12 protein-coding genes are annotated in these 13,806 nt (G+C 45.3%); 5 read left to right on the top strand and 7 right to left on the bottom strand.

Annotated features, from left to right (window positions below; all coding sequences use genetic code 11):
- Positions 1 to 60: 60 nt before the first annotated feature.
- The 3 genes from LTAR_RS11830 (at position 61) to phnX (ending at position 3,257) form a co-directional block, all read left to right on the top strand.
- Positions 61 to 1,098, top strand: a complete 1,038-nt coding sequence (locus LTAR_RS11830; protein ID WP_062422443.1) for an NAD-dependent epimerase/dehydratase family protein — start codon at positions 61 to 63, stop codon at positions 1,096 to 1,098.
- A gap of 164 nt (positions 1,099 to 1,262) precedes the next feature.
- Entirely contained in the window at positions 1,263 to 2,387 is a 1,125-nt protein-coding gene (locus tag LTAR_RS11825; RefSeq protein WP_062422442.1) for a 2-aminoethylphosphonate--pyruvate transaminase, read from the top strand.
- A 33-nt stretch (positions 2,388 to 2,420) separates the two neighbouring features.
- Positions 2,421 to 3,257: a phosphonoacetaldehyde hydrolase gene (gene phnX / locus LTAR_RS11820; protein WP_062422441.1), complete on the top strand. Its 837-nt coding sequence runs from the start codon at positions 2,421 to 2,423 to the stop codon at positions 3,255 to 3,257.
- A 97-nt stretch (positions 3,258 to 3,354) separates the two neighbouring features.
- Here phnX and LTAR_RS11815 read toward each other — a convergent pair whose 3' ends face one another.
- The 4 genes from LTAR_RS11815 to LTAR_RS11800 all read right to left on the bottom strand — a co-directional run bounded on the left by LTAR_RS11815 (position 3,355) and on the right by LTAR_RS11800 (position 7,508).
- Complete coding sequence (locus LTAR_RS11815) at positions 3,355 to 4,404, bottom strand: ABC transporter ATP-binding protein (protein ID WP_062422440.1); 1,050 nt, start codon at positions 4,402 to 4,404, stop codon at positions 3,355 to 3,357.
- Positions 4,405 to 4,425: 21 nt separating this feature from the next.
- Positions 4,426 to 5,220, bottom strand: coding sequence for an ABC transporter permease (locus LTAR_RS11810; protein WP_062422439.1), 795 nt, complete (start codon positions 5,218 to 5,220; stop codon positions 4,426 to 4,428).
- A complete protein-coding gene (locus tag LTAR_RS11805) occupies positions 5,217 to 6,101 on the bottom strand; it encodes an ABC transporter permease (protein ID WP_062422664.1) in 885 nt (294 codons plus the stop codon). The genes LTAR_RS11810 and LTAR_RS11805 overlap by 4 nt, the downstream gene beginning before the upstream one ends.
- 165 nt (positions 6,102 to 6,266) lie before the next feature.
- A complete protein-coding gene (locus LTAR_RS11800) occupies positions 6,267 to 7,508 on the bottom strand; it encodes an ABC transporter substrate-binding protein (protein ID WP_201775984.1) in 1,242 nt (413 codons plus the stop codon).
- A 269-nt stretch (positions 7,509 to 7,777) separates the two neighbouring features.
- On the opposite strand from LTAR_RS11800, the gene LTAR_RS11795 reads away from it, so the two are divergent.
- Positions 7,778 to 8,422 carry an HAD family hydrolase gene (locus tag LTAR_RS11795; protein WP_158423438.1) on the top strand — a complete coding sequence of 215 codons (645 nt, stop codon included), beginning with the start codon at positions 7,778 to 7,780 and terminating at the stop codon, positions 8,420 to 8,422.
- Between the two features lie 170 nt (positions 8,423 to 8,592).
- Positions 8,593 to 11,112 carry a Cache 3/Cache 2 fusion domain-containing protein gene (locus LTAR_RS11790; RefSeq protein ID WP_062422438.1) on the top strand — a complete coding sequence of 840 codons (2,520 nt, stop codon included), beginning with the start codon at positions 8,593 to 8,595 and terminating at the stop codon, positions 11,110 to 11,112.
- Positions 11,113 to 11,193: 81 nt separating this feature from the next.
- Here the strand turns inward: LTAR_RS11790 and LTAR_RS11785 are convergent, their stop codons facing one another.
- The 3 genes from LTAR_RS11785 to LTAR_RS11775 form a co-directional block, all read right to left on the bottom strand.
- Positions 11,194 to 11,955, bottom strand: a complete 762-nt coding sequence (locus LTAR_RS11785; protein WP_081419960.1) for a MerR family transcriptional regulator — start codon at positions 11,953 to 11,955, stop codon at positions 11,194 to 11,196.
- A 223-nt stretch (positions 11,956 to 12,178) separates the two neighbouring features.
- Positions 12,179 to 13,051, bottom strand: coding sequence for an energy-coupling factor transporter transmembrane component T family protein (locus LTAR_RS11780; protein WP_062422436.1), 873 nt, complete (start codon positions 13,049 to 13,051; stop codon positions 12,179 to 12,181).
- Positions 13,052 to 13,114: 63 nt separating this feature from the next.
- On the bottom strand, positions 13,115 to 13,666 hold the full coding sequence (locus LTAR_RS11775; RefSeq protein ID WP_062422435.1) for an ECF transporter S component: 552 nt from the start codon (positions 13,664 to 13,666) through the stop codon (positions 13,115 to 13,117).
- Positions 13,667 to 13,806: the final 140 nt, after the last annotated feature.

Here is a 13,806-nt window from a genome sequence, read left to right as displayed (position 1 = left end):
GATTTATAATAATTTGTCAGTTATGGAAATAACAAATTTTTGCTTCGGGGAAGAGGAACAATGAAAATTTTAATAACAGGGATTAGCGGATTCCTATCCATTAATATGGTTCGCCATCTGCTATCCAAAGGGTATACCGATATTTCAGGCATTGACCTGGTTGATTTTGATTACCCGGAACGCGATAAAATTAAATTTCTACAGGGCGATATTCGCGACCGTGCAGCGGTGAAATCCCTCATGGAAGGTGTGGATGTGGTTATCCATACGGCTGCTGCACTGCCGCTTTACACTCCTGAAGAAATCTATACCACTGATGTGGTGGGAACGAAAATTCTTCTGGAAGAAGCCGCAGCAGCTGGCGTCAAGCGATTCATTCATATCTCTTCCACGGCTGTCTATGGTGTTCCCGATCATCATCCCCTGTTTGAAACGGATAAACTAATTGGTGTGGGTCCTTATGGCCACGCCAAGATTGAAGCAGAACAGGCCTGCCTTGACGCCCGGGCCAAAGGCATGTGTGTATCCATCATCCGCCCGAAATCATTTGTCGGGCCGGAACGATTGGGTGTATTTGCCATTTTCTACGAATGGGCCAGCGAAGGGAAAAACTTCCCCAATATCGGCAATGGCAAGAACCGTTACCAGTTATTTGATGTGGAGGACCTCTGTGAAGGAATTTACCTCTGCATGACCAAAGATGTCGATCTGGTAAATGACACTTTTAATATGGGAGCAGAAAAATACACCACTATGGCCGAAGATTATCAGGCTGTATTGGATGAAGCCGGGTTTGGGAAAAAGATCATCTGCTTCCCTGCGGAACCTGTGATCATTGTATTACGCATTCTCGATAAACTAAAACTCTCTCCGTTGTATCCCTGGGTTTACGAAACCGCTTCCAAAGATTCTTTTGTGTCTATTGATAAAGCTAAGGAAAAACTCGGTTGGCAGCCGAAATTCTCCAATAAGGAAGCCATGGTACGTAATTACCGCTGGTATCTTGCCAACAAAGATAAGATTGCCGGAGCTACCGGCGTATCACACCGTGTTCCCTGGAAACAGAAAGCGTTGAAAGTAGTCAAGATTTTCTTCTAGAAAAAAGTGGGAGTTTACTGGCAGAGCGGACAAAAAGTCCGCTCTATTTTTTAACAGGTTAAATGGAATTTGTTAACGCTCCCTTATTCGAAACTTAAAGTACAAGATAGAAAATTAGTGAAGTGTGAAATTTTCATCTATTACTTTGTATAAGGGAAAATGCTATGAATACCTGGAAAGACAAGGCACTATTCACCCCTGGTCCATTAACCACCAGTCGAACAGTGAAGCAATCCATGTTGTGTGATATGGGATCACGTGACGTTGAATTTATTCAAATGGTTAAGGAAATCCGGAAACGTCTGGTTCAGCTGGGCGGCTGTTCGGAAGAAAAGTACACCAGCATCATTATGCAGGGAAGTGGCACTTTTGGTGTCGAATCTGTTCTCTCCAGCATTATTCCGGCAAATGGCAAGTTGCTGGTGCTGGTAAATGGTGCTTATGGAGAGCGCATGGTGCAAATCGCACAAATGCACCACATTAATGTGGTGATTCAACAATGCCCTGAAAATCAGATTCCGGATGTTTTATTTTTGAAAGAAAATCTGGACTCTGATCCAGAAATAACCCATGTAGCTGTTGTACATTGCGAAACTACCACCGGTATTATCAATCCAATTAAAGAAATCGGTTCGGTGGTTAAGAACCATGATTGTATTTATATCGTAGATGCTATGAGCTCATTTGGAGCGTATACCATTCCGGTAGAAGCCTGGGGCATTGATTTCCTGGTATCTTCTTCAAATAAGTGCATTGAAGGAGTTCCCGGATTTTCATTTATTCTGGCGCGAAAAGATGTATTGATTTCATCCAAAGGCTCTTCCCGTTCACTGGCCCTAGATTTATTAGCCCAGTGGGAAGGTCTTGAGAAGAATGGGCAATTTCGATTTACCCCTCCAATACAGGTAATCCGAGCATTTCATCAGGCTTTGGTTGAATTGGATGAAGAAGGCGGCTGCGAAGCCCGTGGTGAAAGATACCGAAAGAACTATGAAATGACTCTACGCGAGATGCAAAAGATGGGTTTCATACCGTATCTTGACCCCGATAACCGCGGGTACATCATCACCTCATTCCGATATCCCACACACAGCAACTTTTCGTTTCTTACGTTTTACCAGAAATTAAGTGATAAAGGATGTGTCATATATCCCGGTAAATTGAGCCATGCCGACTGCTTTCGCATCGGTCATATTGGCCGGTTGGATGAATCCGACGTATTTATGTTAATTTCAGCAATTAAAGAGACGCTGGCTGAAATGGATATCGAACTGGTTCACGCCTATTGATGCTATTTAATATCCAATGACAGCGGAGTTGCAATGAAAATTCAAAATCATCGTTTATATAAAGGGGAATTGAGGGGAGTTATTCTTGATTGGGCAGGAACCACCGTTGATTATGGTTCGTTTGCGCCCACAGCTGTTTTCATGGATCTGTTTGCTTCCCGGGGTGTACCTATTACAGCCGCGCAGGCACGGGCGCCTATGGGGTTAATGAAAAAGGATCACTTGCAAGCGATTGCGGATAATCCGGAGGTCACTCGAGACTGGCTATTGGTTTATGGCCATAAACCAACCGAATCAGAGATCAACGAGATGTTTGCTGATTTTGTTCCCAGGCAGATGCATTGTCTGGAAGAATATGCTGGTGTGATCCCTGGTGTACTTCAGGCAGTAGCATCTTTTCGTGATTTGGGTTTAAAAATTGGATCCACAACCGGCTATACACGCGAAATGATGGATGTGCTGGTTCCCATTGCCAGAGAAAACGGTTACACCCCCGATTCCTGGGTTTCAGCAACAGATGTTCCTGCCGGCAGACCTTTTCCCTGGATGATCTACCAGAATGCGATACAACTACAGATATACCCGATGGAAGCCTTCGTTAAAATCGGCGATACTGTTGTTGATATAGAAGAGGGAATTAATGCCGGGATGTGGACGATTGGATTATCCGTCACCGGGAATCTGATGGGATTGACAGAAAAAGAAGTAAAAGAACTCCCTGATCAGGTTTTTAAAGAACGGCGGGAATCTGCTGCGAAAGAATTATATAAGGCTGGCGCTCATTATGTGGTGGATGGATTGGCGGATTGTCCTCTTATTCTGGAGGAAATCAATTATCGGATAAAACAGGGTGAGAGCCCGCGAGATTGAAAAACATGCGGCTCTAAAAAACTGCACCCCAATAGTTGGGCACTACCAACAAAAAGGGGTGCAGTTTTTTTTAAAGGCTATTTTGAACGAAGTGGCATCAAATCAACCAGCAGGCTTCCACCGGAAAATGAAAATCGTACAGGTCACCCACGCGTGGAATAGCCAGACGGTAATCGTTGAACTGATCCAGAATAAAAACGGTTCCCTGAACATTAACCCGAATACGTACGATTGATCCAAGGTAATGGATGCTGTCTACCACACCCTGGAGATTATTTTGGCCTTCCACCTTTCCAGGATTGATTTCTTCCGGACGCACCGCCAGACAGGGTTTATCGGGAGAAAATTTTTCTGCAATTCGGCCATAAATAATGGAAAAACCATTTAACTGAGCTTTGTTTTGAGAAATATCAAAACTTTTTACCGGTAATAGATTCAAATGGCCCACAAATGAAGCAACAAATTCTGTTGCGGGAGTTTTGTATACCTCATACGGGGTACCCACCTGCTCAATGTGTCCTTGATTCATTACAACGATCCGGTCTGATAATGACAGGGCTTCTTCCTGATCGTGAGTAACATAAATAGTGGTAATGCCCAGTTGTTGTTGGATACGTTTGATTTCCTGGCGAAGTTCCACCCGAATTTTTGCATCCAGGGCAGATAGAGGCTCATCGAGGAGCAGAGCTTGCGGTTGAAAAGCCAGGGCACGTGCCAGAGCTACGCGCTGCTGTTGACCACCGGAAAGCTGCCCCGGGAAGCGTGATTGAAAATCTTCCATATGGATAAGGATTAACATTTCGTCAACACGTTTTTTGATCTCTGATTTGTGCTTTCCAGCAATCCGCAATCCATATCCAATGTTTTCGGCTACTGTCATGTTGGGGAACAGGGCGTAGGATTGAAAAACCATACCCACTTTACGACGGTTCGGGGGCGTATAGGTCATATCCTGACCGGCCAGGGTTACCTGCCCGGAGGTAGGTAGTTCAAATCCGGCGATCATGCGCAATGTGGTGGTCTTTCCACATCCGCTTGGGCCAAGAAACGATATGAATTCACCCTGATTGGCCTCTAAATTAAAATCTTTGACTGCGGTATTGCTGGCAAATTGTTTGTTAACATGGGATAGCTCGATGAAACTCATAGACACCTCGCTTTCTTTTTTTCAACGACCAGTAAGCTGTTGGCTGGTACCACCTCGGCTGACAGCCTGGATAAGCCCAAGACACAACCATGTCAGGCCGTAGCTGAGGATGGCCAGCGCCGCTGGTTCATACGCTCGATCGCGGCCTATCAACACCATATAAGGACCCAGTGCCGGACGAACGAGAAAATCGCCAAGGATCAGTTCTCCAATTACTGTGGCAAAACAAATCAATGATCCGCTTAAAATGGCAATCCGTAAATTGGGAATGATCACATTCAGCAAAATTTGAAGCCAATTTGATCCCAGGCTCTGGGCGGCTTCGGTGAGAGTGCGAACATCAATTGAGCGCATTCCCACATCAAGAGCCCGGTACATATATGGCATAGAAAGCACCACATATCCCGCCACCATCAGAATATCAGTCGTGAATGGATGAAGAGTCATTTGCAGGGGCGGTCTGCTGAATGTACGGATTATGCCGAAAACATACACAATCACCGGGATGATGAACGGCAAAATAGTGATCACTTCAATGATGGGTCGCACACTGGGCAATCTCAAATGAATCCAGTAAACAGTGGGAAGGAAAATCATCACACTGATCAGAACTGTGATTAACCCCATAATGGCCGAGTAACGAAAACTCTCCAGAAATTTTGGATCTTCCAGAATGATCCGGTATGCTTCAAAACTTAATCTCCCTTTGATCATACGTAGAGAGAATTCGAGAGTTCCATACAGGGGGATGAAAAAATACAACAATCCCACCACGGCCCAGAAAATTCCCCAGAAGTTATATTTGGTAGTTTTCATGATTTCAACCATCGCGCTGTTCGACGCTGCAAAATGGAGTACCCGGCGATACAGACGGCCATTACAATCACCATACCCAGAGCCAGGGCATATCCTTCATTGGGGTTGTTAAGCACATCACCCCTGATCTGCTGGCCGATCAATATTGTTACCAGATAGATGCTCCCTCCAGTGAGCGCCTGCGCAGTGGCAAACGCACCGAAGGCGCTGGCGAAAAGTAAAATCATGGCACCCAGAATAGACGGCATTAAAATGGGAAGGGCGACAAATACCCAGTAATGTATGGTACTTCCCCCCAGATTATCTGATGCTTCCCGCCATTCACGCTTCAACCCTTCGAGGGCCGGTGTAATGGTAAGAACCATCAGCGGAAATTCAAAATAGATATACGTCAGGGTCAATCCTGTCAGACTGTAGAGATTGAATCCTGTTTCATAAATATCAAAGGGACACGTTTGAACCCCTCCTGTTCCAGGAAAACAAATTGTTTTCAAGAAAGTTGTTATGAAACCCGTATGCCCCAGTGTGGCAATGAAGGCAAAAGCCAGCGGAACACCACCAAAATTTGCCGCCAGACCGGAAAATGTCATTATGATATTGCGCATCCATTGAGGAGCTTTTCCAATAGTGATAGCGTACGCAACGAAGAAGCCAAGTATTCCCCCGGCCAGTGAGGTTATCACGCTAACCTGGAGACTGATACTGAATGATTTCAGCACATACGGATTAGCCAGTACGGAGATATTCTCCCAGGTAAAGTTTCCTTTGCTATCCTGGAAAGCTCCAATAAATAAATTGGTTGAAGGCAGTAATACAAAGGCAATAATAAAAAGGAAAAATGGAATGACTCCAATCCAATTGCGCCAGCGATTGTTTGGCATCCATCTGTTCTGGTTTGTAAGATCCGGTTTCCGGCGAGCAATTTCCACTTCGGCGGACTCCTTTTAATTCAATGTTGAAACAAATGTGTGATGGGTTTATGGTGTGCGGCGTGACCCGGAAAACTTACCGGGTCACGCTAATGGAGAAGAGTTTGCTTTTGTTACTTAATTAGCAGATTTAATATCGAGACCGACGACTTTGTCCCATTGTTCTTTAATCAAGGCGCGGGCACTGGTCAACTGGGCGCCATTGGGAACGATTGACGTGGAGAGCAATTTGGCATCGGGAAGTTTGGCTTTGAGATCATCCGAAACAACATTACGAGAGGTAAGATCTTCAAGACGAGATGGAGCGCAGTATCCCTTGATCCAGGTTAATTGACCTTCGTCCGAGTATAGATACTCTTCCCAGAGGCGGGCAGCGGCAGGGTGCGGCGCATAGGCGCTGATAGCCTGGTAGTAATATCCACCCCAGTTGACATCAGTGGGATAGACAATCTCTATATTGGGATTACCCTTGAAATTATCTTTGTTGGCATAGGCATTCCAACTCCACTGGAAAGTAATGGGGGTTTCCCCTTTAGCGATGGGGCCTGAATCGGCGATGAGTGGAAGCAGATTACCTTTGGCATTCAATTCTTTGAAGAAATCAAGACCGGGTTGAATGTTATCAAGTGATCCACCGTTGGCCAGGGCAGCGGCATAAACCGTTTGTGCTGCCTGGTTGGACGCACGAGGATCACCGGCGAGGGCAACTTTACTCTTGTATTTTGGATCCAGTAAGTCTTTATATGTTTTTGGGAGATCTTTGACCACATCGCTATTGATTTCGAAAACCATAACGCCGCTGTAATCAACGAAATAATACCCATCAGGATCGTTTGTACCTTTGATTGTGTCCCATGTGGTTACTTTATACGGAGCCAGAAGATTGTCGCTTTTTGATGTAGGACCATAAGCCGGGCCAATATCAAGCACATCCGGTGCCTGGGGACCTTTATTTTCTTTGTTGTCCTTAATTGCTTGAATCTCATCCGCGGAACCACCATCTGGATTGAGAGAATTTATCTTGATCCCGTATTTTTTCGAGAAATTATCCATCATCTCGCCGTAATTACACCAATCGCGGGGCAGAGTGATTACGTTTAATTCACCTTCAGCTTTGGCGGCAGCGATGAGAGAATCCATTCCACCGGCTTCTTCAGCAGATTTAACAGTATTGAAGTCAACTTTGGCTGGTTCAGCAGCCGCAGGAGCCTTGGCGGCTGGGGCAGCTTCCACAGCGGTAGATTTGGCTGGTTCAGTTGCACCGGCTTTTGCTTCTACGGGTGCTGCAGGGGCGCAGGCTGCCAGCGTCATAGATAATGCCAGCAGTGCAAAAATTGGGATTGAGACCTTGTGTTGCATTGATTTTTCCTTCCTTCCTAATTTGACGAATTGTTTATCAATGCAATCATAGTGTGCGATGATTAACCGGTCTTTTCCTGGTAATTAACAAGAATTAACGTCAAGTTAAAATATGCCTGTTGGGGGATTTTTTCGGATGTGTGAGCAATTGAAACATCCCACCGGCTTGTCTCTTAACCGTGTCTTAACGGGAAGTTATTGATGACTTAATCATTTTGATGGACAATATCAATACATACCCATTCTTGACTGCACGGGATCCTGCACAAATGACTGTTTCTCTGTTTGATCTAGATTACACACTTTTAGAAGGTGATACAGAATGGTTGTGGGGAGAATTTTTAGCAGAGAAAGGATTGGTCAGCTCACATTTCTTACGTGATATGACGAATTTTTTCTGTATGTATGAAAATGGCGATTTGGATATTTACACGTATCAAAAGTATTTACTACAGCCGATAAAATCCCTCAATGCACAAACATTTCTCACATTACAGAACGAATTTTGCCAGAATATTGGTCGATTATTTCGATCAGATATGCTAGACAGGCTGGAATGGCATCGATCCAGGGGGCACATCATTATTCTGATCAGTGCCACCAGTCAGCTACTTGTAGAGCCAATCTCTCACTTGTTGCCTGTTGACGATATCATCTGTACCAGGGTGGAGACAATTAATCATCTTCCGACCGGACAAATTACCGGAATCCCGGCCTATCGGGAAGGAAAAGTGCAGAACTTATTACACTGGCTTGAAAAAAATTCCCTTACTCTGGAAGGAAGTTGGGCATACAGCGATTCGATTAATGATATCCCGCTGCTGGAATTGGTCGAGAATTCTGTGGCGGTTACCCCCGATGCTGCCCTGCGGAAATATGCCATGCTCAAGGGTTGGCGGATCATGGATCTTTGAGTATTACAGATGTATATCAATAATATAACGCACACCTAATTAATAATTAATTCATTATTAATTTATCCAAATTAAACAGTCAAGATCATATACTGAATACAGTCAAGAACTTTTTCTTTTTCTGGCAGCTGTGCCAGAAATTTCGCTTTCTATTTTGGGGAGGGGTGTTCATGCGCTTGGGGATTAAAGCGAAACTATTGCTGTTGGGTACTGACAGTGTCGTAATTACCGTAATTGTTATGATCGTGATTGGGATCTGGCAAACCCGACTTTCTTCATCAAAATCAATTGAGCAGGTGAACTCATTAATCAGCTCCGAGATGCAGACAATTTCTCTGGATGTCAATAATCTGCTTACGTCACAGGATGAATCCATTCAGCTGCAGGTTGCCAGTGGAATGAATGTATTGCAAAAACTGATAAATGATGAAGGAGACTTGAAAGAGGGAAACACTCTGGTTGATTGGGATGCCCAAAATCAATTGACTAAAGAATCTATCCGGGTGCAAATACCTGGCTTAAACCTGGGGGCGAATGCCCTGGGAAAAACATCCGATGCTGCTATTCCTGTTCCGGCAGTAGATGAACTGTATACCCTCACAGGCGCAAGGGCTACCCTCTTCCAACCGATGCCTGATGGCGCCGGTCTTCTTCGGGTGGCCACCAATGTGAAAACGGTCAATGGAACCAGAGCCATAGGAACGTATATCCCGGCAAAAAATGCGGATGGCAGTCCCAACACAGTTTATTCCGTTGTTATGGGTGGAGAAGATTACACCGGCGTGGCTTTTGTGGTGGATGCCTGGTATGTGACCAAATACCATCCTATTGTCGATGATAGCGGGAAAACGATTGCTGTCCTTTTTGTCGGTGTGAAAGAGGAAAGTGTTGCTTCGTTACGGAAAGCCATTCAAAATACTAAGGTGGGGCAAACAGGGTATGTGAGTGTTGTGGGTGGTAAAGGGGATCAAAAGGGAAAATACATCATATCAAAAGATGGTGCCAACGACGGGAAATCGCTATTATCAGATTCATCCACCGGAAACGACACTGTTTACCAGGAATTGGTGGAGAAAGCTGTAACTCTAAAAACCGGCGAAACGATGGTTTACAACACACTATCAGAAATCGATGGTAGTAAAAAGATTCTCCAGGTTTCATACTATGCCCCCTGGGATTGGGTCATCATAGTAAATGGATACCTGTCTGATTATCAAACATTCTTTGACCGCCTTGAAAAAAACCAATCAGATATGATCGGTATGTTCGCCCTATTTGGGGTGCTTCTCATGATTATCGGCTTTCTTATTGTTAACCCTTTAGCAACCAGCCTGTCAAAGCCAATTATTACCCTGACGGAAGTATCAAAGAAGCTGGCAAAAGGAGATATTGAACAGGATATATCGTCGAACCGAAAAGATGAGATTGGCGATCTGATTCGGGCATTCAAGAGCACCCTTGAATATATGCAGGAAATGGCCAAAACGGCCGGACATATCGCCAGCGGTGATTTATCCGTCAAAGTGAACACGCGTGGTGACAATGATTCACTGGGTCTGGCATTTAACAAAATGATAGCCAACCTGAAAGACACCATTTCTTCCCTTCAACACAATGCTGTTGCACTGGATGAGGCTTCAAATCAGTTGACTCAAGGAGCTGACCAGGTTAATGAAGCTACCAGTCAGATTGCTTCCACAATCCAGGAAATCTCCAAAGGCAGTACTCAACAGGCAGAGAGCGTCAATAAGTCTGCCTTGATGATGGAAAAATTAGAGAATTCTGTGCGGCAGGTAGAAAAAGGTTCCATTGACCAGGCAAAGGCCGTTGAACAGGCTTCCTTGAAAAGCAGCGAGATCATTTCTGTCATGCAAGAAGTGACGCAGAACGTGAATTTTGTTCAAGATCAGGCATCACAGGCTTTCAAGTCTGCATCTGACGGTTATCAGAATGTACAGGGAACGTTGAACGGCATGCATCTAATTCAGGAGAAAGTCAAATTATCTGCCGGTCGGGTGGATGAGATGGGAATTCGATCAATGGAAATAGGAAAAATTGTTGAAACCATTGACGATATCGCTTCACAAACCAATCTACTGGCGTTAAATGCCGCTATTGAAGCCGCCAGAGCAGGCGAATCAGGAAAGGGTTTTGCCGTTGTGGCTGATGAAGTGCGCAAACTGGCGGAACGATCCAGCCAATCAACCAGAGAAATCGGTGATCTGGTTAAGCACATCCAATCCACAGTAAAAGATGCCATAGCAGCCATGCAGGAAAGCTCCAGCGAAGTAGATTCCGGAGTCATTCAGGCGGAAAAATCCGGAGAATCATTGAAAGACATTCTCAAGATGGTAGAGTCGGTTAATGATAGTGCCGGGCAGGCCGCCAGGGCAGCTAATGAAATTGGTTTGTCGATAAACGATCTGGTGAGCTCAATCAATCATGTGGCGATCATCGTGGGAATGAATAAAAAAGAAGTAGATGCAATGACGGAAAATACAGAATCTACCCACGATGCCATCGAAAACATTGCCAGCATCAGCCAGGAAAACAGCGCTGCCGTTGAAGAAGTCTCTGCTTCAACCGAAGAAGTAAGTGCACAGATGGCGGAATTCCGAAATTCGGTGATCGGCCTTTCTGCCATGGCGAAGGATCTTGCGACTATAGCCGCGAAGTTTTCAATCGAGTAACTTTGTAGTAAGGTGAAAAGAAGCAGAGGTCATTTTTGTGGCCTCTGCTTTTGGTTATTTAGACATCACATTGAGGTGACTTTATTTGCCTTCCAGTCTGTCACAATAAGCATCTATGGCTTTTTTCATGAAGTGGGACAATCCAGGTTTCACTTTCTCATAAACGGATCCAAATCGTGGATCATCCACATACATCTGACCCAGCCCGCGCATGCGTTCAATTGTTGGATCATAGAAATATTTCAAGTGCTGATGCCAGCGGGCAACTTCCGCCTGAACTTCGGCGTCTTGCGGAAGGCGATCCATCAGATTGGACATCGCCAGCATATTTGCCTGACCTTCAGCCATAATGGCAGCCTTTTTCTCTTTCGTATAGCTATTCCATTCAACCACACCATCCATGGCATGCTCTCCATATTTTTCACGGATTTCCTGTTCAAATTTCGGCTGCTTTTCTTCCGTCCAGCCTTCAAAATATTCCGATTGTTTCATTTTGCGTTTTCCTTCCAGGTGCTCAATCGTTTTATCGATTGTCTTTATGAGTTGTTCCAGCCGTTTTATCCTCTCCTGCAGCGAGGTTCGGTGAGCCTGCAGGGCTTGCACCGCATCAAAATCTGACTGAGCAACAAGATCACGGATATCCTTGAGCGGAATGTCCATTTCACGGTACAGTCGAATTTGCTGCAATCTCAACAAAGATGCCTCCCCGTATTGGCGGTATCCATTCGCGGCAACATCTTCGGGTTTGAGCAACCCGATTTCATCATAATAGTGCAGCGTGCGCACGCTAACACCAGCGAGAGAAGCAAGTTGCTTTACGGTTAGTTTGATACTATCAGGCATACCCACAGTATAGACTATGACGTAACGTCAATGTCAAGAGGTCATGGCCTGAATCATCAGCCATGTTGAGAAGTATATCGCGAGCATTCGTTAACTCTACCTGTTGTGAGAAATAAAGAAAAAATGCCCGGTAAGACCAGGTCTGAATGGAAAGATGATTGAACACGAGGCAGCATTAAATCCCCCCGGTGCGGGGGTATCAGGAATATAGATTTTCAGTACATTATGCCGGAATCAACCAGGCAGGCATCCAGAAAACACCAAAGTGGAAGACCGTACTCAACACGATGGATGCAATCAGCATGACCCCCGTAAAAATCATCAGGTACACATCCCTGCGGTGAAAATCTGTCTTTTCAAGCCAGGTGCGCGGTTTGATGCCAAAGCATCGCAAATCCATGGCATTGGTCACATCTTCCCCGCTGATGATCGAATTCATGGTAACCGGAACAATCAATGGTGCGATCTTGCCGATCTGGGCGATTAAACCGCCCTCTACGCGCTCAATTTCGTAACCGCGTGCGCGCTGGGCATCCAGCGTAACGCTGAAATCGCGTGCCAGTGTGGGCACATAACGGAAAGCCAGATCCATGGAATAGGCAACCCGGTCATGGAAACCCATACCTCGAAAAGTAAAACCGTACAGACGGGGATCCATGGAATAGGGAATGATCACAAAGATGGCTGATATGGCCAGCACCCGGAGCATCTGAGCCAGGGCAAACCAGAGACGTTCATAGGTTAAACGAAAAACAATCGGCCAGCCGGTCAACGGCACGGTCCAATTCCATATGACCACCGGATGAGTTTTTTCAGGCAAAATGCCGGCAGCACCACCACCGGTGATGATCGTGCCGATGAAAATCATCATGAACAAAATGAATGCGATCAAAACCCACGCACGGCGTGTCTCTTTGAATGAAACCCGGGCAGAGGCATACCAGGCAAAAGCTAGAATAAAAAAAACGGCTAAAAAGCGCACATCCCAGAAAAGTGAAATGGAAACAAGAAAGATCAATGAAAAAATCCAGCGTGCCCGTGGATCAAACGTTTCCATCAAACTATTGCGAATGCGGTATTGCCAGGTGACAAGCATAAAAGGTTTCCGTAAAAAAGGTTCCCTGCTTTATTCAACAGGGAACCTTATTATATCGTTATCTTACCGGCCAGATCGAGAGGCGATGGCGTCGTAGGCTACCATTAAGATGGGAACCAGAATCAGTCCATTTATCAGGTTGGGAATGATGGTTGGAACGAAGTTGGTAGCAATTGTAGTGGGCACGTCAACACCGGAAACCCAGATTTCTGAAGCGGCTGCTTCAGCCGCTGCTACCAGCACACCAATGACAATGAAAACTTCAGCTTTGAAGATGTTGCTCCAGCCTTTGTATCCTTTCAATCCAGCCAACACTACAAGACCGGCGACAAAGCCCATGATACCGTTGGCCAGGTCCCACCAGGGCCAGAAGCCGTAACCGGAAAGCAGGTCGCCAATGATATTGCCGAGGAAACCAGAAATGAAACCCACGATCGGGCCAAACACCACGCCGAAGAACATGGGAATGGCAACTGCCGGACGAAAAGCCACATTACCGGCAGCCGGGATTTGTAAAAAGTTAGTTGCCCATGAAAGCACCGCGTATAAGGCAGCGCCTATGGCAGAATATACAACTTCACGGGTACCGAATGACCAGATGGACTTCTTGTTCATAATCTCCTCCTATGTGAATCTGAATGAACAGTTGCCTTTACGGCATTATTGAATGTTCTTGGGTTGAAGTCTGGTAATAACTTCGCTTACCATAATTTTAATATAATATTTAGTTTTCGGAAGTTATTTCCTGATCATCA

The sequence above is a fragment of the Leptolinea tardivitalis genome (assembly GCF_001050275.1).
In the GTDB taxonomy this organism is placed as follows: Bacteria; Chloroflexota; Anaerolineae; order Anaerolineales; family Anaerolineaceae; genus Leptolinea; species Leptolinea tardivitalis.
This window is presented reverse-complemented; position numbering and strand designations above follow the sequence as displayed.

Bases quoted from the DNA above. Each gene is read 5' to 3' on its own strand.
- LTAR_RS11810 (WP_062422439.1), bottom strand. From the start codon at position 5,220: ATGAAAACTACCAAATATAACTTCTGGGGAATTTTCTGGGCCGTGGTG.
- LTAR_RS11780 (WP_062422436.1), bottom strand. From the start codon at position 13,051: ATGCTTGTCACCTGGCAATACCGCATTCGCAATAGTTTGATGGAAACG.
- LTAR_RS11800 (WP_201775984.1), bottom strand. From the start codon at position 7,508: ATGCAACACAAGGTCTCAATCCCAATTTTTGCACTGCTGGCATTATCT.
- LTAR_RS11805 (WP_062422664.1), bottom strand. From the start codon at position 6,101: ATGCCAAACAATCGCTGGCGCAATTGGATTGGAGTCATTCCATTTTTC.
- phnX (WP_062422441.1), top strand. From the start codon at position 2,421: ATGAAAATTCAAAATCATCGTTTATATAAAGGGGAATTGAGGGGAGTT.
- LTAR_RS11825 (WP_062422442.1), top strand. From the start codon at position 1,263: ATGAATACCTGGAAAGACAAGGCACTATTCACCCCTGGTCCATTAACC.
- LTAR_RS11785 (WP_081419960.1), bottom strand. From the start codon at position 11,955: ATGCCTGATAGTATCAAACTAACCGTAAAGCAACTTGCTTCTCTCGCT.
- LTAR_RS11795 (WP_158423438.1), top strand. From the start codon at position 7,778: ATGACTGTTTCTCTGTTTGATCTAGATTACACACTTTTAGAAGGTGAT.
- LTAR_RS11830 (WP_062422443.1), top strand. From the start codon at position 61: ATGAAAATTTTAATAACAGGGATTAGCGGATTCCTATCCATTAATATG.
- LTAR_RS11790 (WP_062422438.1), top strand. From the start codon at position 8,593: ATGCGCTTGGGGATTAAAGCGAAACTATTGCTGTTGGGTACTGACAGT.
- LTAR_RS11815 (WP_062422440.1), bottom strand. From the start codon at position 4,404: ATGAGTTTCATCGAGCTATCCCATGTTAACAAACAATTTGCCAGCAAT.
- LTAR_RS11775 (WP_062422435.1), bottom strand. From the start codon at position 13,666: ATGAACAAGAAGTCCATCTGGTCATTCGGTACCCGTGAAGTTGTATAT.